16 protein-coding genes are annotated in these 22,823 nt (G+C 33.4%); 7 read left to right on the top strand and 9 right to left on the bottom strand.

Annotation, left to right across the window (positions count from 1 at the left end):
- Window positions 1-46 precede the first annotated feature (46 nt).
- The 5 genes from B3L86_RS05485 to B3L86_RS05465 all read right to left on the bottom strand — a co-directional run bounded on the left by B3L86_RS05485 (window position 47) and on the right by B3L86_RS05465 (window position 5,378).
- Window positions 47-586, bottom strand: coding sequence for a hypothetical protein (locus tag B3L86_RS05485; protein WP_291116051.1), 540 nt, complete (start codon window positions 584-586; stop codon window positions 47-49).
- 60 nt (window positions 587-646) lie between these two features.
- Window positions 647-1,267 carry a hypothetical protein gene (locus B3L86_RS05480; RefSeq protein ID WP_291116049.1) on the bottom strand — a complete coding sequence of 207 codons (621 nt, stop codon included), beginning with the start codon at window positions 1,265-1,267 and terminating at the stop codon, window positions 647-649.
- 238 nt (window positions 1,268-1,505) lie between these two features.
- Window positions 1,506-2,723 carry an ATP-grasp domain-containing protein gene (locus B3L86_RS05475; protein ID WP_291116046.1) on the bottom strand — a complete coding sequence of 406 codons (1,218 nt, stop codon included), beginning with the start codon at window positions 2,721-2,723 and terminating at the stop codon, window positions 1,506-1,508.
- Window positions 2,724-2,726: 3 nt separating this feature from the next.
- Complete coding sequence (locus tag B3L86_RS05470; RefSeq protein WP_291116043.1) at window positions 2,727-4,136, bottom strand: leucyl aminopeptidase family protein; 1,410 nt, start codon at window positions 4,134-4,136, stop codon at window positions 2,727-2,729.
- Between the two features lie 102 nt (window positions 4,137-4,238).
- Window positions 4,239-5,378, bottom strand: coding sequence for an alpha/beta hydrolase (locus B3L86_RS05465; protein WP_291116041.1), 1,140 nt, complete (start codon window positions 5,376-5,378; stop codon window positions 4,239-4,241).
- A 214-nt stretch (window positions 5,379-5,592) separates the two neighbouring features.
- Between B3L86_RS05465 and gcvT the strand changes: the two genes are divergently transcribed.
- Complete coding sequence (gene gcvT / locus B3L86_RS05460; RefSeq protein WP_291116038.1) at window positions 5,593-6,675, top strand: glycine cleavage system aminomethyltransferase GcvT; 1,083 nt, start codon at window positions 5,593-5,595, stop codon at window positions 6,673-6,675.
- A gap of 91 nt (window positions 6,676-6,766) precedes the next feature.
- On the top strand, window positions 6,767-7,477 hold the full coding sequence (locus B3L86_RS05455) for a YebC/PmpR family DNA-binding transcriptional regulator (protein WP_291116036.1): 711 nt from the start codon (window positions 6,767-6,769) through the stop codon (window positions 7,475-7,477).
- 537 nt (window positions 7,478-8,014) lie between these two features.
- Here B3L86_RS05455 and B3L86_RS05450 read toward each other — a convergent pair.
- Together B3L86_RS05450 and gyrA are read right to left on the bottom strand one after the other, a co-directional pair.
- Window positions 8,015-9,286: a tetratricopeptide repeat protein gene (locus B3L86_RS05450; RefSeq protein ID WP_291116034.1), complete on the bottom strand. Its 1,272-nt coding sequence runs from the start codon at window positions 9,284-9,286 to the stop codon at window positions 8,015-8,017.
- 23 nt (window positions 9,287-9,309) lie between these two features.
- Window positions 9,310-11,871, bottom strand: coding sequence for a DNA gyrase subunit A (gene gyrA, locus B3L86_RS05445; RefSeq protein WP_291116031.1), 2,562 nt, complete (start codon window positions 11,869-11,871; stop codon window positions 9,310-9,312).
- Between the two features lie 259 nt (window positions 11,872-12,130).
- Here gyrA and B3L86_RS05440 point away from each other — a divergent pair, with 259 nt between their 5' ends.
- The 4 genes from B3L86_RS05440 (at window position 12,131) to B3L86_RS05425 (ending at window position 16,909) form a co-directional block, all read left to right on the top strand.
- On the top strand, window positions 12,131-14,680 hold the full coding sequence (locus tag B3L86_RS05440) for an ATP-dependent Clp protease ATP-binding subunit (RefSeq protein ID WP_291116028.1): 2,550 nt from the start codon (window positions 12,131-12,133) through the stop codon (window positions 14,678-14,680).
- 83 nt (window positions 14,681-14,763) lie between these two features.
- The gene (gene rimK / locus B3L86_RS05435) at window positions 14,764-16,137 is read left to right on the top strand and encodes a 30S ribosomal protein S6--L-glutamate ligase (protein WP_291116025.1); all 1,374 of its coding nucleotides are present in this window, start codon (window positions 14,764-14,766) and stop codon (window positions 16,135-16,137) included.
- Window positions 16,138-16,250: 113 nt separating this feature from the next.
- Window positions 16,251-16,547 carry a type II toxin-antitoxin system HigB family toxin gene (locus B3L86_RS05430; RefSeq protein WP_291116022.1) on the top strand — a complete coding sequence of 99 codons (297 nt, stop codon included), beginning with the start codon at window positions 16,251-16,253 and terminating at the stop codon, window positions 16,545-16,547.
- Window positions 16,548-16,549: 2 nt separating this feature from the next.
- Window positions 16,550-16,909, top strand: a complete 360-nt coding sequence (locus B3L86_RS05425; RefSeq protein WP_291116019.1) for a helix-turn-helix domain-containing protein — start codon at window positions 16,550-16,552, stop codon at window positions 16,907-16,909.
- Window positions 16,910-16,928: 19 nt separating this feature from the next.
- On the opposite strand, the gene hutH is transcribed toward B3L86_RS05425, so the two are convergent.
- Together hutH and B3L86_RS05415 are read right to left on the bottom strand one after the other, a co-directional pair.
- Entirely contained in the window at window positions 16,929-18,431 is a 1,503-nt protein-coding gene (gene hutH / locus B3L86_RS05420; RefSeq protein ID WP_291116016.1) for a histidine ammonia-lyase, read from the bottom strand.
- Between the two features lie 159 nt (window positions 18,432-18,590).
- On the bottom strand, window positions 18,591-20,087 hold the full coding sequence (locus tag B3L86_RS05415) for an NAD(P)H-hydrate dehydratase (protein ID WP_291116013.1): 1,497 nt from the start codon (window positions 20,085-20,087) through the stop codon (window positions 18,591-18,593).
- A gap of 270 nt (window positions 20,088-20,357) precedes the next feature.
- Between B3L86_RS05415 and thrA the strand changes: the two genes are divergently transcribed.
- Window positions 20,358-22,805, top strand: coding sequence for a bifunctional aspartate kinase/homoserine dehydrogenase I (gene thrA / locus B3L86_RS05410; protein ID WP_291116010.1), 2,448 nt, complete (start codon window positions 20,358-20,360; stop codon window positions 22,803-22,805).
- The last annotated feature ends 18 nt before the right edge of the window (window positions 22,806-22,823 follow it).

Below are 22,823 nucleotides of genomic sequence, written 5' to 3'. Positions count from 1 at the left end.
TTAATAAAAATCCTAGTTACCTAAACATCTTAAATATTTTAAAAACTCAACAATATTTTCTTTTAATTTCATTAAAACTTAAATCTGTAGCAACCATACTTTCAACGATTTCTTTCCGAATCACATCCAAATCCTCATACTCCAAATGTTTCGCCCAATTTTCTTCATTCAAAACTTGTTTGATAGTTTTCATCACTTTTGCAGTTTCAGCAGCATTTCTTAAAACTGCTTTTCCGTCGTAAAATGGCAAGTCTTTATGAAAAAAATCAACTGTTTTTTGCTCCCAATCCACTTGGATAAAGAATAACTTTGCATTTTCATCATTAGGCAAAAAATCATTCCAATGTGCAAAACCTACTTTGGTATATTGGTTTTTATTATCAGTTAAAGGAACTAACCGCCATCGGCAATTGGCTACCCTACCCCAATGATTGGAAATTCGATAAACACCATCCTCAGTAAAAAAATATTCACTACCTGACTTGCTTTTGAAATGCGATTTTTGCACCTCAAAATCAGCTTGAGAAACCTCGTTCCAAAGGCAAAAAGTGTATTTATGGAAGTTTTTGGAATGGTAGGTTTTCAATAGTTTAGAAGTATTATTTAAGCTTAACTGATTTTTGAAGCTTTGCAGATCCAATATTTATTATTCAAACAACATTTCAAAAAGTAAATAGTGCTCTATGCCATATTTTAATCCCCAATTTTCAATATCCTTTCCATTAGATCCAACTTCACACCATGATTTAGAGCCATCTTCTCTTTTGTAAGGAAGAATGTAAGCCAACAAATAAAACTTTTTACCATACTCTATTTCTAATTTACTTTCTCTTGCTAGATTTCTCAAACTGTATTCATTTAATTCAATAGCATCATATTCTTTAGTAAAAGAAAAACTAGGAAATTTAAATGTCATTTTTAATTTATTATGATTCGTTAATTTTGAAATTACCTTTAAATTTAAAATGGTATCATTCACTTTTGAAAATTCTTCAATTCCAATTGATTTACTATCAAATACTACTGTTTCGCTTTTGACTTTTCCATTCCATATTTCTTTTACAGTCAACTGATAACTTTTATTCTTCAATTCAGTTCCAGCAAACTCTAAATTCATGTATTCAATTCCCTCAAATTGAAGAACATCTCTGACATCTATAATATTACTATTATCATTTAAAAAAATTTTCAAATCATGACTACTCTTTTGTCCAAAAGAAAGATTAGTAAATGCAATTACTATAATCGTTAAAATAAATTTTTTCATAAAAGTTATTTAAAAAATTGTTTTTTAAAATTTTTGAATTATTGGGGTTTTCAATGTTTTTGATTAATTCCTTTGGTAATTAGACCACACCTGACAGGTTTTTGAAACCTGTCAGGTGTAATAATATAATTTTGAAAGGCAAAAACTATCTTTATAAAAAAGTTTTTTCTGTTCCCACTAATTAAAAAAAATACAATCAAATTAATTCGTGAAATTAATGTAATTAGTGGCTAAAAAATTAATGTAACTTCTTCACTTTCTCCTGAGCTGCTACAGTTGCAAAATCTTTAACCAATCGTTCGGCATAATCCTCTAATAATTCACGAACGCGTTCATGTTTCTCTGATTTTACAATTAATCCCGCATGATATTCCAAAGGAACACGGAAACACACTTCAGCATCATTAAACCCACTCAAATCAGGATGTTCAAATTTAGATAAAGTCAACACAATCCCGGCAAATTGCTTCTTTTGTGATGGTACTTTATACTCATTTCCTCGAACCAATGCATCTTCAATCTTTGCCCATTCTCCCCATAAGTTAATTCCTGAAGCAGCTTCAACCATTTCTGCTAAATGAGCTCCACCTACTCTGGAAGATGTTTCCAAAAAGTAAATTTTGCCATCTTCATTACATTTAATAAATTCCGTATGCGTAGCTCCGTGTTTCATTCCGAAAGCTTTCATTACCTGCTCATTCACTTTTTTTATGGCTTTTTCATCAGCACTATTATATGGAATGTTAGCACTTCTAAAAATTCCGCCTCCTTGTGAAATTTCCATTGGAGTGGCTAAATATTGAGATGTTAAACTAAATAAAACTTTACTATTAAAATTCAGGCCATCACAATGATAAACTGCTCCCGGTTTGAATTGCTCTACTAAATATTTAATGCGATTATCACCCAATTCATTTATTTTTTCCCATAATTCTTCTTTGGAATGTACTTTCATAATTCCGGAGGCTGATGCTTCAGAACGTGGTTTCAAAACCCATGGAGGCGAAACGCTGTCTGCAAAAGTGTTGATGTATTCGTCATTAAACAATGCACTAAAAGCCGGAACTGGAACTCCTTCTGCCTGTGCTTTTACTCGCATGGCCAATTTATCCCTGAAATACCTTCCTGTGGTTTGACCCATTCCATCCACTCGAAGATTCTCACGTAAAAAAGTAGCTTTCTCTACATCAAAATCATCCAAGGCAACAATTGCGGCTATTTTTTCATTCCGCATGATTCCGGCAACGCCTTGAAGCAGCATGTCTAAATCCCAATCAATATCCTGACCCGGCATATAAAAAATTTCATCTATCGAATCAAAAGCCCAAGGTTTGTTTCGCAACTTTTCGGAAGTAATTAAGAATACTTTGTTTCCTAATTTTTTCATATTGATTAAAAAATCATTCCCTTTAAAGTAATTGGAAATACAGATAAAAGTTTTAACAGTCGTATCCATAAGCTACAGGTTTTCAATAAAATTGGTTAGTAAATGCACCCCAAATGCTGAGGCGTGTTTTGTTTTTGCAAATTCATCATCAATAAATGTTACTCCAGCTACATCAATGTGTGCCCAAGAAGTATGATTATTAGTAAAAAATTCTAAAAATTTTGCTGCTGAAATAGCTCCTGCAACCGGTTTTCCTGAATAATTTTTAACATCCGCAATATCACTTTCAATATCCGATTTATAAGCATCCCATAAAGGTAATTGCCACAAACGTTCTCCAATTTCATCTCCGGATTGTTGCAATTGTTTAGATAAGGATTCATTGTTCGTAAACAACGCTCCACATTCATTGCCTAAAGTGGCTACACTACTTCCTGTTAAAGTGGCAATATCAATAACCGTTTCCGGATTGTAGTTTTTAATTAAATAAGACAATCCATCGGCCAAGATTAATCTTCCTTCGGCATCTGTATCAATGATTTCAATAGAATGTCCGCTGTAACTTCCAATCACATCACTGGGTAAAAAAGAATTGGCATCCACCGAATTTTCACAAGCCGGAACAATAGCCGTAACATGATACGGTAATTTCAAATCAGCAATCAATTGCATGGCACCTAAAACTGCCGCAGCACCCGCCATGTCACACTTCATATGAACCATTCCGGCAGTTTTGATATTCAAACCTCCTGTGTCAAAAGTAATTCCTTTGCCAACCAAGCCAATGTGCTTTTTGGAATTTTCGGGCTTATAATCAATGATAATGAATTGCGATTCATTTGCACTTCCTTTTCCTACGGAATAAAAGGCTTCCAAACCTAGTTCTTTTGATCTTTTGTTGCCAAAAACTTCAACAGAAAAACCGTATTTTTTTCCGGCTTCAACAGCCCAATCCGCTAAATGTTTTGGAGTAATTTTATTTGGAGGTAAATCTACCAAATGAAACGTTTCCAATTGGGCGTTGGCAATCTTGATACCGCGTTCAATGGCTTGTGTGTTATCCAAATACGAATTAATTTCTAAAACAAATTCTTCTGCCTCAAACGGATGTTGCTTTTTATCTTTTTTATAATGCCCCAATTGATACGTTCCCAACCATAAACCGGATATAATCGCTTCAATCATGTCATTAGATAATTCTGATGAGAGAAACAATTTGGCCTCATTTTTAAAATGTGAAAACTGTTTGGCTGAAATTCTTCGTAAAGCAGTTTTAATAGCTTTATAATCTTGATCTTTTCCCAAACCAATAAATAAAAAGATATTTTCATCTTTTTCTAAAGTATAAAGACTGTCCTTTTTTCCCGAAAAAATAGATTTTGACAGATGGATAGTATCAAAAATAATGTCTTCTTCTGTTTCCAAAAGCGGAATTAAATTTACTTTCTTAAAGATTAGGTTATTCGTGTAATGAATTTTCATTTATAAACTTTTGATTTTTTTAATTTTTGCTTTTTGCCATTGCTATTGTCATTGTCATTGTTATTGTTATTGCCATTGTAATTGTTATTGCCATTGAAATTGTTATTCTTCTTTCGTACTAAAAAACAACCACTCAATGGCTTTTGGAAATTCGTCACTCCAAAAAACTTCATTGTGTTTTCCTTGTTCGTTAATGCTTAATCGTACTTTCATTTTATCATTCAATGCATCTTTTTTTAATAATCGCTTCTTGAAATTTTTAACATGATCAATCATTGTGGCACTTTCATCGCCACCGGCATACAAATAAATTCGAGTGTCTTGAGGTTCATCCATATCTAAAAATGACAACTTGATTTTAGGAACCACCCATAAAGAAGGTGAAAAAATCATCAACTTACCAAATACTTCAGGATACATGATTCCACTGAAAATACTTACCAAACCACCCATTGAACTCCCCCCTATTCCGGTATGCTCGCGTTCGGGTTTGGTTCTGAAATTAGTGTCAACAAAAGGCTTTAAGGTGTCTGTTAAAAATCGAATGTATTTTTTTCCTTGACCGGCACCCAAAACAGTGTTGCCTACATTGTATTCTATGATTCTTTCATTATCGGCATGTTCAACTGCAATAACGATGATTTTTCCAATTTTATACTCCGCCATTACGGCTAACTTTTTATCAATTTCCCAATTGCCATACCTGGCTTTTTCATTAAATAAATTTTGAGCATCTTGCAAATACATCACAGGATAATGTTCTGTTGACGTTTCATAATCATATGGCAACAAAGCCCAAACTTTTCGTTTTTTATTCAATTGAGGGATTTCAAATTCTTCAGAAATCAAATGCACTTTTGGTAAAAAATTCGGTTTGAAAGGAAGCCAATTTTTTCTCCATTTTGCAACATGTTCTTTTTTAACGCCATTGTGTTGCTTACACGAACGATTTTCTGTTTTGTTTCCGTATTGGTCAATTTCAACTTCACTCCAATCGCCCCGAGTGAATTTGTAGAGCAATTCATCAGGATAGTTAAAATCATTTGGAAACTTGAAATGATAAAGACCTTTTCCAACTTTTTCCATTTGGAATTTTTTATCTTGAGTAACCCAAAGATTAAAATTTCCGGAAATATAAACCGGCCGTTCATCATCTTCATCAGTAGTCAGTATAAAATTGAGTTGGGGCTCTATTATATTTTTATCAGCTTGTTGTGGTATTGTATTTTCTTCTGGCTTCATGCTCGTTAATAAAGGAAAACGTAAAAATTTAAAAAGTAAATATAGGGTATTAGGATTGTGAATGAAAATATTTTTTAACAGAAATTCAATTTATGCAAGAATTGTTAGAGATTGAATGGATTAGTAACAATTAAACAAATTTGACACCTTAACTAGGCATTAAATCGCATTATTTTTAATAAATTAGCCACTTCAAATTTTATTCAACAAACAAATGAAAAATACTGCATTATCTCACATTCACGAAAGCTTAGGTGCAAAAATGGTTCCTTTTGCCGGTTATAACATGCCTGTTCAATATGAAGGCGTAACTGCAGAACATGAAACCGTTAGAAACGGCGTGGGTGTTTTTGACGTATCACATATGGGCGAATTTATTTTATCAGGTCCCAACGCATTGGCATTAATACAGAAAGTAACTTCAAATGATGCTTCCGTTTTAACGGTTGGAAGGGCACAATATTCTTGCTTACCTAATGATAACGGAGGAATTGTTGATGATTTGATTGTCTATAAATTAGAAGAAGAACAATATCTTTTGGTGGTGAATGCATCAAACATTGAAAAGGACTGGAACTGGATTGCGTCGCATAATGATTTAGGTGTTGACATGAGAAATCTATCTGAAAATTATTCTTTATTAGCCATTCAAGGTCCTAAAAGTGTAGAAGCAATGCAAACGCTTACTTCAATCGATTTAAGTGCCATAAAATATTACCATTTTGAAGTGGCCGATTTTGCCGGAATTGAAAATGTAATCATTTCAGCAACCGGATATACAGGCTCCGGTGGTTTTGAAATTTATTGCAAAAATGACGAAGTGGAACACATTTGGAAAAAAGTGTTTGAAGCCGGTGCTTCTTTTGGCATCAAACCAATCGGATTAGCAGCTCGCGACACCTTGCGTTTGGAAATGGGATTTTGCTTATACGGAAATGACATCAACGATACCACTTCGCCACTTGAAGCAGGTTTGGGATGGATTACAAAATTTACAAAAGAATTTACCAATTCCGAAAACCTTAAAAAACAAAAAGAAGAAGGCGTTACAAAGAAATTAGTAGGTTTTGAATTGTTGGAAAGAGGAATTCCACGTCATGATTACCAAATTGTGGATGCTGACGGTACTACTATTGGAATCGTAACCTCAGGAACAATGGCTCCAACTGTAGGTAAAGGGATTGGAATGGGCTATGTAAATACTGAATTTGCTGCAGAAGGTTCTGAAATTTTTATTCAAATTCGAAATAATAAAGTAAAAGCAAAAGTGGTGAAATTACCTTTTTATAAAAAGTAAAAAGGATTTTAAAATATTAGTTTTAATACTATTTTTGCAACACAAATTTTGAACAAGTAATTTCGAATAAAGAATACTGAAATAAATAGAAATGGGAAGAGCATTTGAATTTAGAAAAGCACGAAAGATGAAACGTTGGTCAGCCATGGCAAAAACGTTTACAAGAATTGGAAAAGATATCGTAATGGCCGTGAAAGAAGGTGGTCCGAATCCGGAAACCAACTCTCGTTTGCGTGCTGTTATTCAAAATGCAAAAGCCGCCAACATGCCAAAAGACAATGTGGAGCGTGCCATCAAGAAAGCATCGGATAAAGATACTGCCAATTTCAAAGAAGTATTGTTTGAAGGCTATGCACCTCACGGCATAGCAATATTGATAGAAACGGCTACTGATAATAACAATAGAACGGTGGCTAATATAAGAAGCTATTTTAATAAATGTAACGGTACGCTGGGAACACAAGGTTCAGTTGAATTTATGTTTGACCATACCTGTAATTTCAGAATTCCTGCTGAAGGTCAAGATGTAGATGAATTAGAATTAGAGATGATTGACTTTGGTGTTGAAGAAATTTTTGCTGATGAAGATGGAATTCTAATGTATGCTCCTTTTGAAAGTTTTGGTTCCATTCAAAAAGAATTGGAAAACAGAAATATTGAAATATTATCTTCCGGTTTTGAACGAATTCCTCAAATAACCAAAGAAGTTACAGCAGAACAAATGGCCGATGTTGAAAAATTATTAGAAAAAATTGAAGAAGATGATGATGTGATGAATGTATATCATACAATGCAGGAATAGATATAACAGAAACCACTTAAATACTAAAATTTTGAAGCATTTTTAATCTGAAGAAATTTGATAAGAAATTTTATTTTTAAAATTTGAAAAAAAATTACCTTTTAGGCGATAATTTTCTTTCTAAATATATGTGCTAAAGTAATTCAAACTCTCTATCTTTTCTATTTATTTTTAATGAAAATTATGGCTAATTCAATTTTTATAGAAGAATACGTGTTAGCCATGTAAACACTCAAGACAACTTTTTATCAACATTTTGGTTGACCTGTTAGAATGCCTTTCTTTTTCCATATACCTTCATAAAGGTTGAATGGTAATAACTCCAACAATGCTGTCAACACCTCTAAAGGGATGCTTATCGGAAATAAAGTTGTCAAACTAATAAGGTAAAAGTGTTGCTTCAAAATGATTACAGCATTTAAAATATAGATATAAAAACCTGTAAGTCAGGCATGAATTCATCAAACACTACTTTTTAAATAAAAAAAAATAAAAAAAACCGCCTCAAGGTGAGAGACGGTTTCGTTTATTAATTATTTAATTCATTGTAGATTTTAATGTTTTGTATTTATCTGTTAAGTCAAGTATAGAATATAAATTTAGAAGCGTCTTTTTAGATTCTACATCCTTTGAATCTAATTCAATAACTTTTTCTAAAATAGGGATTACAGTAGAAAATAATTTCTCTCTCTCTTTTCTTAAAACTTCATATCGTTTATTATCACTAGCTGACCCACCTAGTTTATTCATCTCATCAACAATTTTTGTATCAGCTTCTAATCGTAATATTGCTAAATTCTTATAAGCATTCTTATAATCATTTTTAATTTCAATAGCTTTTAAATAATACATTTCAGCATCAATATTATTATTAGCTTTAGATGAAACCACCCCTAAGTTATACAATAAATCAGCATCATTAGGACTTTTAATAAGTAATTCACTTACTACTCTCTTATAATTTTCAAAATCACCTTCATCCAAATATAAATTCGCTTCTGAAATTGCTAACGAAGCATCATTTGGATTTGATTTTCTTGCTTCAGCAATTGCTATTTTCGCTTTTTCAACCTCTCCCTTTTCAACTAAAATTAAAGCATAATTTCTATAAATCTCTCCTCTTTTAGAAGATGTTTTTTCTTGTCTGGGTTTAACATGAGTCCCCGCTTTGACAAATAAATCTCTTTCTGTCTTAGAATCAAAAGAAACTTCCTCTCCAGTAGTTTTTTCTGTTGCATAATATTGAATTGAAATTCCTGAAAAATTCATTTTCTTCAACTCATCATAATACCTTAATGCAGTATCATAATCACCTCCATTTACAGCTCCGTTTGCAGCATAATACAGATATATAGTGTCTTTTTTATTGATATTATAGGCCTCATATAATTTCAAAGTTCCTTGACTAAAACGACTTGCATTATTATCATTGATGGCTTGATGTACTAGTCCATTTTGCACTTCAACTAATGATGATTGTGATTGAGGAGTAAATTTAGATTTACCTATCTTTTTTTCAATTTCTACTACTTCTTGATACGATTTAGATGCTTGTAAAAGCTTTTCTCCTTTATCAGGTGAACGTTTTGATAACAGCATCATTGCATTACCTTTTAAAAAGTAAAATTGAGCTTTTTCAGCATCTGTAGCATTTGCTAATACCTTTTCTGCATTGGTTAATGATGTTTTAATCATTTGGTCATCAGTTGATTTCAAAGCTTTTTCAAGTGCTTTTAGTTCATCTTTCTGAGCAAATGTGCCCATGGTAATCATCGAAATAGCCAGAGCGATTGCATATTTGCTTTTCATTTTTAATTTAATTTAGTTGTTATTTATTCTTGGGTTTCATTGTTCTCTTCTGTTGGATTTTCATCTGTTGTATCATTTGAATTTTCTGAGTTATCAACAGCTTTAATTTCCTCGCTCACGTCTTCAAATTCAACTTCTTCAGCTTGTTCCTCTCGCATTACTTTTGTAACTGCAGCAATAGAATCATTTCCTTTGATGTTAATTAATCGAACACCTTGTGTTGCTCTTCCCATTACTCGTAAATCGGAAACTTCCATTCTGATTGTTAATCCTGACTTATTAATAATCATTAAATCATCGGCATCCGTAACATTATTGATGGATACTAATCTTCCTGTTTTATCAGTAATGTTTAGGGTTTTAACCCCTTTTCCACCTCGGTTTGTTATTCTGTAATCTTCCAAAGAAGAACGTTTTCCATAACCGTTTTCGGAAACTACCAAAATCTCACTGCTCATGTCATTCACAGAAACCATGCCAATCACCTCGTCTTTGTCATCTGCAAGGGTGATACCTCGAACTCCTGAAGCATTTCTTCCCATTGGTCGAGTTTTCCCTTCTTCAAACCGAACTAACTTACCGGATTTAACCGCTATCAAAATTTGACTGTTACCGTTTGTTAATTTTGCTTCTAACAATTCATCATCCTCTCTAATAGTAATGGCAGCAATTCCGTTTTGTCTCGGACGTGAATATTGTTCTAACAAGGTCTTTTTTACAATTCCTTGTTTTGTGGCCATGATTACATAATGATTGTTGATATATTCTTCATTTTTCAAATCTTGTGTACAGATGAAGGCCTTTACTTTATCATCATTTTCAATATTAATCAAGTTTTGAATGGCTCTTCCTTTTGATGTTTTACTACCTTCTGGAATTTCATAAACCCTCATCCAGAAACATTTTCCTTTTTGAGTAAAGAACAACATGTATTGGTGATTGGTGGCTACAAACAAATGCTCTAAGAAATCTTGATCTCTTGTTCCTGCACTTTTCTGACCGACTCCTCCTCTATTTTGAGTTTTGTATTCTGAAAGATTTGTACGTTTAATATATCCCGCATGAGAAATTGTAATCACCACATTTTCATCTGCAATTAAATCTTCAATGCTTACATCACCTCCTGAATATTCAATAATAGAACGTCTTTCATCTCCATATTTATCACGAATTTCAACCAATTCATCTTTGATTACTTGCATTCTCAAATCTTTGTTTGCCAACAATTCTCTCAAATGTGTAATCAATTTCATGATTTCTTCATATTCCGCACGTAATTTATCTTGCTCAAGACCGGTAAGTTGACGCAAACGCATTTCAACAATAGCTCTAGCTTGAATTTCACTTAATGAAAAACGTTCAATCAATTTCGTTCTTGCTTCATCACCATCTTTCGAACCTCTAATCAAAGCAATTACTTCATCAATATTATCTGAAGCGATGATTAAACCTTCTAAAATGTGAGCTCTTTCTTCAGCTTTACGCAAATCAAATTTAGCTCTTCGAACAACTACTTCATGACGGTGTTCCACAAAATAATGAATCAATTCTTTCAGATTCAACATTTGTGGACGACCATTTACTAATGCAATATTGTTTACACTAAAAGAAGATTGTAGTTGCGTAAACTTATATAACGTATTCAAAACCACATTTGGAACTGCATCACGTTTTAATTCATAAACAATTCGCATTCCGTTTCTATCCGATTCATCACGGATATTTGAAATACCTTCAATTTTTTTATCATTAACTAAATCGGCTGTTTTTTTTATCATATCAGCCTTGTTTACCTGATATGGAATTTCCGTTACAACAATCGCTTCTTTTCCGTTACTTTCTTCAAAACTTGTTTTGGCACGCATGACAATACGTCCACGACCTGTTTTGAATGCTTCACGGACACCTTCATAACCATAAATAATTCCTCCGGTAGGAAAATCAGGAGCTTTTATATGATTCATCAGCTCATCAATTTCAATTTCGTTATTATCAATGTAGGCCAAAGTACCATCAATAACTTCTGTCAAATTGTGAGGAGGCATGTTTGTTGCCATACCAACCGCAATTCCGGAGGCTCCATTAATCAAAAGATTCGGAACCTTTGTTGGCATTACTTTTGGTTCATATAACGTATCATCAAAGTTCAATTGAAAATCAACAGTCTCCTTTTCAATGTCGGCCATAATTTCTTCCGAAATCTTTTGCATTCTGGCTTCTGTATAACGCATGGCGGCAGGGCTATCTCCATCAACTGAACCAAAGTTACCTTGACCGTCTACCAAAAGATAACGCAAACTCCATTCTTGAGCCATACGAACCATTGCATCATAAACCGATGTATCGCCGTGTGGGTGATATTTACCTAAAACTTCTCCGACAATTCTTGCAGACTTCTTGTGAGCTCTATTCGAAAAAACTCCTAAATCATACATTCCGTAAAGAACTCTACGGTGCACAGGTTTTAAACCATCTCTAACATCAGGCAAAGCACGTGACACAATAACAGACATCGAATAATCGATGTAAGCTGATTTCATCTCATCTTCAATGTTAATAGGAATTAACTTTTCTCCTTCAGACATAAGTATTTATATTTTAAAAATTATATTTTAACAAAACGTGCTAATATAAGGAATTTGAACATTTTTTAAGATAAAAAAACGAACAAATTTCAAAGATTTATTAACAAAAAGACCTCGGTTTTTGGTTGATAAGTATATAGCATTTTAGCTTTTATTTTTGAAATATTTTTTGTCAATTTACTGTCAGCAGATTAGTCAAGGAATGGTTTTTGCTTATTTTAATCATATTCACTAAATTTACCTATAAAAAACAATTGCTATGGACGATAATTTTTCACCAAGAGTCAAAGATGTAATTAGTTACAGTAAGGAAGAAGCCCTTCGTTTGGGTCACGACTTTATTGGAACTGAACATCTGATGTTAGGTATTTTGAGAGATGGAAATGGAAAAGCGATAAACATTTTAAACAATTTAGATATAGATTTAGAGCATCTTCGAAGAAAAGTTGAGATTTTAAGTCCGCCAAATCCTATTGCCGAGATTGGCAATGAAAAGAAAAACCTACACTTAACCCGTCAAGCGGAAAGAGCGTTAAAAACTACGTTTCTAGAAGCCAAAGTTTTCCAGAGTTCTTCTATCAGTACGGCACATCTTTTGCTTTGTATCTTGAGGAACGAGAACGATCCGACAACAAAATTACTTAACAAGCTAAAAATCGATTACGATATAGCTAAAGAACAATATTTGAATATGATACCAAATAACAATGAAGAAGATTTTAATGAAAATTTTCCAAAAGCAGAATCATTTAATGATGACTCAGGACAAGATGACAGTTTAAAAGAAGGCTCTTTTAATAACCCGGGAAGCAAAACCAATAAAAAATCGAAAACACCTGTTTTAGACAATTTTGGTCGCGATTTAACAGAAATGGCCGAAGAAGGAAAACTTGATCCGGTTGTGGGTCGTGAAAAAGAAATCGAACGTGTTTCACAAATTTTAAGCCGAAGAAAGAAAAATAATCCGCTTTTAATTGGTGAACCCGGTGTTGGTAAATCTGCCATTGCAGAAGGTTTAGCGTTGCGAATCATACAAAAAAAAGTATCCCGAATTTTATTTAATAAACGAGTAGTTACACTTGATTTAGCAAGTTTAGTTGCGGGAACAAAATACCGCGGACAGTTTGAAGAACGAATGAAAGCGGTAATGAATGAATTGGAAAAAAACGATGACATTATTTTGTTTATCGATGAAATCCATACGATTGTTGGTGCCGGTGGAGCAACAGGTTCGTTGGATGCTTCGAATATGTTTAAACCCGCTTTAGCCAGAGGCGAAATTCAATGTATTGGTGCTACAACGTTAGACGAATACCGTCAATATATTGAAAAGGATGGTGCTTTGGAAAGACGTTTTCAAAAAGTAATTGTTGAACCAACTTCGATTGAAGAAACCATTACAATTTTAAATAATATTAAAGGTAAATATGAAGAACATCATAGTGTAACTTACACATCGGAAGCAATTGATGCTTGTGTAAAATTAACAAGTCGTTATATGTCTGATCGATTTTTACCGGACAAAGCCATTGATGCATTAGACGAAGCCGGTTCTCGTGTTCACATCACCAATATTGAAGTTCCAAAACAAATTTTGGAACTTGAAAAACAATTAGAAGATGTTCGTGAATTGAAAAACACCGTCGTTAAAAAACAAAAATACGAAGAAGCAGCGAAGTTGCGAGATGATGAAAAACGTATTGAAAAAGAATTAGCAATTGCTCAAGAACAATGGGAAATTGATTCTAAAAATAACCGAATTACCGTTACCGAAGATAATGTTGCCGATGTGGTTTCAATGATGACCGGAATTCCTGTGAACAGAATTGCTCAAACAGAAAGCAATAAATTAGCTCATTTACCTGAATTAATCAGAGGAAAAGTAATTGGTCAAGACGAAGCAGTAATGAAAATTGCTCGTTCGATTCAACGGAATCGTGCCGGGTTGAAAGATCCAAACCGCCCCATTGGTTCCTTTATTTTCTTAGGTCAAACCGGAGTCGGAAAAACACAATTAGCCAAAGTATTAGCTAAAGAATTATTTGATTCTGAAGATGCGTTGGTTCGTATCGACATGAGTGAGTACATGGAAAAATTTGCAATTTCCAGATTAGTCGGAGCACCTCCGGGATATGTTGGCTACGAAGAAGGCGGTCAATTAACCGAAAAAGTACGTCGCAAACCGTATTGTGTTGTTCTCTTAGATGAAATTGAAAAAGCTCATCCTGACGTTTTCAATATGATGCTGCAAGTGTTGGATGATGGTTATTTAACGGATAGTTTAGGTCGAAAAATCGATTTTAGAAATACCATTATCATTATGACTTCCAATGTGGGAGCTCGTCAATTGAAAGATTTTGGTCAAGGTGTTGGATTTGGAACTGCTGCAAAAGTTTCGCAAGCAGATGATCATTCGAAAAGTGTTGTTGAAAATGCTTTGAAAAAAACCTTTGCTCCTGAATTTCTAAATCGTATTGATGATGTGATTGTGTTTAATGCATTAGAAAAAGAACACATCGATTTAATCATCGAAATTGAATTGAAAAAATTGTATGCTCGTATTAAAGACCTGGGTTATACTTTGAATTTATCGGATAAAGCTAAAGCATTTATTGCAGAAAAAGGTTTTGATAAACAATTTGGAGCACGTCCATTAAAAAGAGCCATTCAAAAATATGTGGAAGATTCATTAGCAGAAGAAATCATTACTTCCAAAATTGGAGAAGGTGACGAAATTTTTATGGATATTGAGGAGGATGCTCAAGAATTGAGTGTAAAAATCCAAAAAGCAGAAAAACCTACGAGTTAGATATAACTAAATTATAAGCCACGAATTCGCGAATTAAAGTAAAACTATTTGTGAATTCGTGGCTTTTTTTATACCATCAATAAATGTTAGACAACAAATTAATTTTAGGTAGCGAAGAATGGTGTTCATTTCCAGAACTTGGAATTCCAACTATCAAAGCTCGCGTAGATTCCGGAGCCAAAACCTCTGCTCTACATGCCATCAACATCAGTCCGTTTATTAAAGAGGGTGAACATTGGGTGAAATTTGATATTAATCCGATTCAGAATAATGTCAAAACCATCATTCATTGTCAAGCTCCTTTGATTGATAAACGTGTGGTAAAAAGTTCTAGTGGATTTCGTGAGCAACGTTTTGTGATTCAAACGCAACTCAAATTAGGCGATTCAAATTGGGTAATAGAAATGACACTGACCAACCGAGATTCCATGGGTTTCAGAATGTTATTGGGTCGAGAAGCAATGAGCGGACGAGCAATGGTTGATCCGGAACGGAAATATTTGTTAGGTGATAATTCAACCGATAAATTAAAAGACTTGTATCCTGATGTTTTGAAAGAACGTTCGGGTTTAAAAATCGGGCTTTTGGCCAGTAATCCTGAACTGTACAGTAATAAAAGAATAATGGAAGCCGGTGAACGCCGTGGTCATGAAATGCAATTTTTAAATATCAAAGAATGTTACATGAAATTGGATGCCGACACGCCTGAAATTCATTACCGTGGTGGAAAAATTTTAAATGAATTAGATGCAGTCATTCCCAGAATTCGTCCTAATATTACGTTTTATGGTTGTGCGTTAACACGTCAATTTGAAGCGTTAAAGATTTTTTGTTTGAATTCTTCTTCCGCCATTACGCAATCCAGAGATAAATTGTATTCATTGCAATTGCTTTTGAATAATGGAATCGACATTCCAACGACAGGATTCGCCAATTCACCATTAGATACCGATGATTTAATAAAAATGGTTGGCGGAACTCCTTTAATAGTAAAACTTTTAGAAGGAACCCAAGGAAAAGGAGTTGTTTTGGCTGAAACCAAAAAAGCAGCAGAAAGTGTTATTAATGCTTTTAAAAGTTTGAATGCAAACATTTTAGTACAAGAATTCATCAAAGAAGCCAACGGTAAAGATTTACGTTTATTTGTGATTGACGGAAAAGTAGTAGCGACTATTCAACGGGAAGCATTGGCAGGAGAATTTAGAGCGAACATTCATTTAGGTGGAACAGCTTCAGTTATCAAACCAACTCGTGAAGAAAAAATTATCGCCGTCAAAGCTGCAAAAGCAATGGGCTTAAAAGTAGCCGGAGTTGATATTATCCGTTCAAGTAAAGGACCACTTTTGTTGGAAGTAAACTCTTCTCCAGGTTTAGAAGGAATTGAAGGTGCTACTAACAAAGACATTGCAGGGGAAATGATTAAGGCGATTGAGAAGAATTTTAGGGTGAAAAGCTGAATTATAAAAAAAATAATCCAAACATAAAAAACCTTCAACTATAAAATAATTTGAAAATAAAAATATTGTTTTGAATTTCAAAATTTTATATATATTTGTATAAAATAATTTTCATGCGAATTGTAACTTTCAAAAGAATAAAAGAATTTTCTGAGAATCATAATGATGCCGAAAGTGCTTTATTTGTTTGGTATTACACAGTAACTTCTAAAGATTGGAATTCGCTAAATGATATTAAAAAGGATTTTAATACGGTTGATTATGTTGGCAATAATCGTTTTGTTTTTAATATAAAAGGAAACTCGTATCGATTAGTTGCAATCATTTCGTTCAACGCAAAAAAAGTGTACATCCGATTTATTGGAACACATTCAGAATACGACAAAATAAAAGACATCAAAAATATATAGTGATGATTAAAACAGAAAAAGAATATAATGTATTGCTTCAAAGAATTGAAGAGCTTTTACGAAATAATGAAAACATTGAAAATCAAGATGCTGAAGGCTATATTGAACTAAATATTTTGTCTGACCTTGTGGCAGATTATGAGGAAACCAATTTTCCCGTTAAAAAACCAACGTTAATTGAAACAATGAAATTGCGTATGTATGAACGTGGATTAAACCAAAAGCGTTTATCGGAATTACTAGGTGTAAGCACTTCAAGAGTTAGTGAATATTTAACTGGAAAAACGGAACCAACATTAAAAACGGCAAGAGACATCAGTAAAAAATTAGATATCGATCCTACTATTGTTTTAGGTTTATAAAAAATATTCTTTTAACTTTTTAATTCTCCACCTCAATCTCAAAACTCCTTAAAAAAGCAATAGAGTTTTCAATATCATAATGCAAAATGCGATCTTCTTGTACAAAGGGAACTTCTGTTCGATAAGAAGCGATAAATTGCTCAATAAATTCACTAGATTTCAATGGTCTTCTAAATTCAATTGCTTGCGAAGCATTCATCAATTCAATAGCCAAAATGCGTTCTAAATTTTCAATTATTTTAAAACATTTTGTTGCCGCATTCGCACCCATACTAACGTGATCTTCTTGACCATTACTGGAAACAATGCTATCAATACTGGCTGGAGTTGCTAATTGTTTATTCTGACTTACGATGCTTGCAGCGGTGTATTGCGGAATCATAAAACCGGAATTCAACCCTGGATTATCCACTAAAAAAGCCGGTAATCCACGAAGACCGGAAATCAATTGATAGGTTCTTCTTTCAGAAATACTTCCTAATTCTGCTAAAGCAATTCCAAGAAAATCTAATGCCAAAGCTAAAGGTTGTCCGTGGAAATTTCCACCGGAAACGATAATATCTTCGCCTACAAAAACATTTGGATTATCGGTTACAGAATTGATTTCTGTTCGAAAAACTCTTCGCACATAATCCATTGTATCTTTTGAAGCTCCGTGAACTTGTGGCATACATCGGAAAGAATACGGATCTTGAACGTGAACTTTCTTTTGATTTATAATTTGACTTCCATCTAAAAAATCAGTAATTCGCTGAGCGGTTTCAATTTGTCCTTTGTGCGGACGAACCAAGTGAATCAATTCGTTAAACGGATCAATTCGACCATCAAAACCTTCTAACGAAATGGTTCCGATTAAGTCTGCCAAATAGGATAATTTATATGATTTTAATAAAATATGAACACCATAAGCACTCATAAACTGCGTTCCGTTCAACAATGCCAAACCTTCTTTGGATTGCAAAACGATAGGTTTCCAATTAAAATGGGCGAGTACTTCTTTAGAATGGACTTTTTTACCTTCAAAACAAACTTCGCCTTCGCCTAATAATGGCAAACTTAAATGTGCTAATGGAGCCAAATCACCTGATGCTCCTAATGAACCTTGCGTATAAATGATAGGTAAAACATCATTATTGAAAAATTCTATTAATCGTTCCACCGTTTCCAATTGAACGCCTGAATTTCCGTAACTCAACGATTGAATTTTAAGCAACAACATCAATTTTACAATCGAGTTTGGTACTTCATCGCCTGTTCCGCAAGCGTGTGATTTCACTAGATTTTCTTGAAGTTGCGAAAGATTTTCATTTGAAATTTTCACATTACACAACGACCCAAATCCAGTATTTATACCATAGATCGGATCGGTTTGCGATTGCATTTTCTTATCTAAATAATCACGACATTTCTGTATGTTGACTTTTGCTTCTTCTGATAAAGCAAGCGATTTATTTTCAAGTAAAATTTGATTGATGGTTTCCAACGAAAGTAGGTCGGAACTGATATAATGATAATGGTCCATTTATTGTTTGGTTGAGGTTTCAAAATTCCGCAAACGTTTGCATAAATGCAACATAATTGTGGTTTTTTTAATAACATTTGTAAAAATCTTCAACATTTGAGTGTTCAAATGAAAATTAATTAATTCAACTTGAAAAACTTAGTCATTTAATAGTTAAATTTAATTTTTCAACTCCAAAAAAACTTTCCCTAAATACTTTATAATATCCGAAGCAATAAAACCTCCGTAACCCATATCGTTCATGGCAAGATCAGCGGTACGACCGTGAAAATAAACGCCTAAAAGTGAAGCATCAACGGCAGAATAACCTTGAGCACGAAAACTTGTAATCATTCCGGATAACACATCGCCGCTTCCTCCTGTTGCCAGAGCTTGATTTCCTGAAGAATTTACATACACATTTTTGTCATCAATAATTAAAGTATAAGCACCTTTGATTAAAACCACCAAATGGTACATTTTAGCAAACGATTTTACTTTTTCAATTTTGTCAAAATCATCTTCCCAAATTCCAATCAATCGTTCTAATTCTTTAGGATGAGGAGTCAAAATTGAGTTCTTTGGCAGTAAATTCATCCATTCTGAATTCTCAGAAAGAATATTCAATGCATCGGCATCAATCACTAGAGGAATTTTATTCTCCTTTAAAAAGTGATATAAAGCTGCTGTAGTTTCCTCCTCTTGACCAATTCCCATTCCAATTCCGATTGCTTTTGGTTGAAGATTAAATTCAATGTTGGTTATTTTATCATAATTTTCATCAGTCATCACCATGACCTCCGGTGTGGCGGTTTGTAAAATTTCGTAACCACATTTAGGAATAAAAACCGTTGCCAAACCGCAACCTGACCGCAATGCAGCTTGCGAAGCTAAAACCATTGCTCCAATTTTTCCATAGCAACCACCAATCAACAACACATGACCTTGCGTTCCTTTATGCGAAAATTTTGAAATGGGCTTGTATCGCTTTTTTATTTTATTCAAATCGGTATAATAATAATTAGTGTGAATTGATTCGATAGATTTCACATCCAAATCAATTGGCAACAAAACAATTTCATTAATAAAACTTTCATTATCAGGTAAATAAAAAGCCAATTTTGGGAACTGAAACGTGAGAACAACATCTGAATGAATAGCAATCGTTGTTTTTTTATCCAATAATAATCCGGATGGAACATCAATGGAGACTTTAAACGATTGATGATAATTTATTTTTTGAATCAAAATTTGAAGCCAACTATCCATTTCTCTGGTTAAACCAATTCCGAAAATGGCATCTACAATAACATGATTTTCAGCTATATCAGGAAATTCAGATGCAGCATTAATTACTTCATATGTTAAATTACTTTCTTTTAAACGATCTAAATTTGAATCAAAATCAGATGAAAATTTATCAGTAAACGGAACAACATACACATGAACATCAAAGTAATTTTGTTTCAACATTCGAGCAATTACCAATCCGTCACCTCCGTTATTTCCAACTCCACAAAATATGTGGTAAACGGTTTTTTTATCTTGAAAATGATTCACCAACCACAAAAAAGCTTGCAGAGCTGCTCGTTCCATCAATTCTAAAGAAGTGATTTGCTGCTTTTCAATTGTTAATTTATCAAGTTCTTTGATTTTTTCTGCATTAAATATTTTCATCTGTATCAGATTACAAAGTTTATTGAAGTATTCGCAAAAAGTTTCAATTTTACATTTCCTATATGTAAATTTATTACATTTGTTTCAGATGAAATCACAAAAGAACATATTTTATTCAAACAACTCCTTCAATTCGTTGAACGGATTTTCTTTTGGCACATCTTCTACAACTACAACCCCATTCGGGGTATAATTTTTACATATCATCCGCATCCATGCTTATTCGAAAGAATAAAATAAAATCTACATTTTCCAGTAAAAAATAATCAAATGAAGGTATTAAAATTCGGCGGAACTTCGGTTGCCAATGCTCAAAATATAAAGTTAGTTCTCGAAATTGTTGAACAAAAATCTAAAGAAGATAAATTAATCGTGGCTGTTTCAGCCTTTAGTGGTGTTACCGATTTGCTGTTATCTGCAGCTCAAAAAGCAGCTTCAAAAGATGATTCGTATCGGGATGTCGTTTTGCAAATTGAGAAAAAACACCTCGAAGCCATTAAAGAATTGGTTCCAACTAACGAACAATCGGCTTTGTTGCATTATTGTAAAAAGAAAATTTCCTTATTGGAAACGTTGTTGGATGGTTGTTATTTGTTGGGCGAATTAACCGCTCGAACATCAGATATGATTGTGAGTTTTGGTGAGTTGTTATCGTCTTACATTATTGCTGAAGCGATGAAACAACAGCTATCAAATAGCAGTTTTAAAGATAGTCGGGAACTAATTAAAACCAATAATAACTTTGGAAAAGCTGAAGTGAATTTTGAAATTACGAATACAACTATTATTGATTATTTTAATTCTACTACCTATCAAGTTACACTCATTCCCGGTTTTATTGCTTCTTCATTAGATGGAAATACGACCACGTTAGGTCGTGGTGGCTCTGATTATACTGCTGCGATTGTTGCTGCCGCTTTGAAAGTTAAAGAATTAGAAATTTGGACCGACGTCAACGGAATGTTCACTGCCAATCCGAAAATCGTAAAACAAGCTCAACCCATTGAGAAAATCACCTACGAAGAAGCGATGGAATTGTCACATTTTGGTGCAAAAGTGCTTTATCCGCCAACAATTCAACCCGTTTTAAGCAAAAATATTCCGATTTGGATAAAAAACACCTTTGAACCGGAAGCTTTTGGAACGTATATTTCTTCTGAATCGAATCCGAACGGAAATCCGATTAAAGGAATTTCACATATTGATAAAATTAGTTTAATTACGTTGGAAGGTTCAGGAATGGTAGGAGTTGCCGGAGTTTCTAAACGTTTGTTTGAAGTTTTATCCAATCATTCTATCAATGTTATTTTTATCACACAAGCTTCATCGGAACATTCCATTTGTATCGGAATTTTAAATGCTGATGCTGATTTGGCAAAAACGGCGATTGATAAAATCTTTGAATTAGAAATTGCACAACAAAAAATCAATCCGTGTGTGGTTGAAAAAGATTTGTGTATTGTGGCTTTGGTTGGTGAGCAAATGAAAAATCACCAAGGAATTAGTGGAAAAATGTTCAGTACTTTAGGCAAGAATAACGTAAATATTCGTGCCATTGCTCAAGGTGCTTCAGAGCGAAATATTTCTGTGGTAATCAATGAAAATGATGTAAAAAAAGCATTGAACACGTTACACGAACGTTTTTTTGAAGAACAAACCAAACAGTTGAATTTATTTGTAATGGGAGTTGGAAATGTAGGTGAAAAATTCATCGAACAAATCAATCAACAAAAGAAATTTTTAAAAGAAAATTTAAAAATAAATCTGCGGGTTATTGCACTTTCCAATTCCAGAAAAATGGTTTTTGATGAAGAAGGAATTTCATTAAAAGATTGGAAAACGGCTTTGGATAGTGGTGAAAAAGCTTCAAAAGCTGATTTTATAGAAAAAACAAAAGCCCTGAATCTTCGCAACAGCATTTTTGTTGACATTACAGCAAATGCTGAAGTTTCTAAAACCTACGAACATTATCTTCGAAAAAATATTGCGGTGGTAACTTGCAACAAAATAGCTTGTTCATCTGAGTATGATAATTATTTGAATTTGAAACGTTTATCGCGAAAATACAATGCTCCTTTTTTGTTTGAAACGAATGTGGGTGCAGGTTTACCCATTATTGATACGTTGAAACATTTGATTGCTTCGGGTGATCGAATTCATAAAATTCAAGCCGTTTTATCAGGAAGTTTGAACTTTATTTTTAATAATTTTAGCGAAACCTATAACTTTCATGATGTAGTGAAAGAAGCCGGAGTACAAGGTTTCACTGAGCCCGATCCTAAAATTGATTTAAGCGGCGTTGATGTAGCAAGAAAAATTTTGATTCTTATTCGTGAAAGTGGTTATCAAATGGAAATGGAAGACATTGAAAATATTTCTTTTTTACCAAAAGAATGTATGGAAACCACAACTAATGAAGACTTTTTCAAATCGTTAACCAAACATGCAAGTCATTTTGAAAATTTGTTAAAAGAAGCAAAAGAAAAAGACTGTCGTTTGAAATTTGTTGCTAAATTCGATAACGGAAAAGCCAGTGTTGGTTTACAATTTATTCCAAAGGAAAGTCCGTTTTACAATTTAGAAGGAAAAGACAATATTGTTGAATTTTTCACCGATCGTTATGTTGATCAACCGTTGATAATCAAAGGAGCCGGTGCCGGTGCTGCCGTGACTGCTTCAGGTATTTTTGCGGATGTAATTCGGATTGGAAATGTTTAAAAAAAGTTGCTGAGTCTC

This window comes from Flavobacterium sp. UBA6135 (assembly GCF_002428305.1).
Taxonomy (GTDB): Bacteria; Bacteroidota; Bacteroidia; order Flavobacteriales; family Flavobacteriaceae; genus Flavobacterium.
The sequence above is the reverse complement of the archived record's forward strand: the minus strand, read 5'-3'. Positions and strand labels throughout refer to the sequence as shown.

What these genes read in the sequence shown, in the direction of transcription:
- B3L86_RS05430 (WP_291116022.1), top strand. Translation starts at nt 16,251, where the DNA reads ATGCGAATTGTAACTTTCAAAAGAATAAAAGAATTTTCTGAGAATCAT.
- B3L86_RS05450 (WP_291116034.1), bottom strand. Translation starts at nt 9,286, where the DNA reads ATGAAAAGCAAATATGCAATCGCTCTGGCTATTTCGATGATTACCATG.
- B3L86_RS05470 (WP_291116043.1), bottom strand. Translation starts at nt 4,136, where the DNA reads ATGAAAATTCATTACACGAATAACCTAATCTTTAAGAAAGTAAATTTA.
- B3L86_RS05425 (WP_291116019.1), top strand. Translation starts at nt 16,550, where the DNA reads ATGATTAAAACAGAAAAAGAATATAATGTATTGCTTCAAAGAATTGAA.
- B3L86_RS05465 (WP_291116041.1), bottom strand. Translation starts at nt 5,378, where the DNA reads ATGAAGCCAGAAGAAAATACAATACCACAACAAGCTGATAAAAATATA.
- B3L86_RS05455 (WP_291116036.1), top strand. Translation starts at nt 6,767, where the DNA reads ATGGGAAGAGCATTTGAATTTAGAAAAGCACGAAAGATGAAACGTTGG.
- B3L86_RS05440 (WP_291116028.1), top strand. Translation starts at nt 12,131, where the DNA reads ATGGACGATAATTTTTCACCAAGAGTCAAAGATGTAATTAGTTACAGT.
- B3L86_RS05475 (WP_291116046.1), bottom strand. Translation starts at nt 2,723, where the DNA reads ATGGATACGACTGTTAAAACTTTTATCTGTATTTCCAATTACTTTAAA.
- B3L86_RS05480 (WP_291116049.1), bottom strand. Translation starts at nt 1,267, where the DNA reads ATGAAAAAATTTATTTTAACGATTATAGTAATTGCATTTACTAATCTT.
- thrA (WP_291116010.1), top strand. Translation starts at nt 20,358, where the DNA reads ATGAAGGTATTAAAATTCGGCGGAACTTCGGTTGCCAATGCTCAAAAT.
- gyrA (WP_291116031.1), bottom strand. Translation starts at nt 11,871, where the DNA reads ATGTCTGAAGGAGAAAAGTTAATTCCTATTAACATTGAAGATGAGATG.
- hutH (WP_291116016.1), bottom strand. Translation starts at nt 18,431, where the DNA reads ATGGACCATTATCATTATATCAGTTCCGACCTACTTTCGTTGGAAACC.
- gcvT (WP_291116038.1), top strand. Translation starts at nt 5,593, where the DNA reads ATGAAAAATACTGCATTATCTCACATTCACGAAAGCTTAGGTGCAAAA.
- rimK (WP_291116025.1), top strand. Translation starts at nt 14,764, where the DNA reads ATGTTAGACAACAAATTAATTTTAGGTAGCGAAGAATGGTGTTCATTT.
- B3L86_RS05415 (WP_291116013.1), bottom strand. Translation starts at nt 20,087, where the DNA reads ATGAAAATATTTAATGCAGAAAAAATCAAAGAACTTGATAAATTAACA.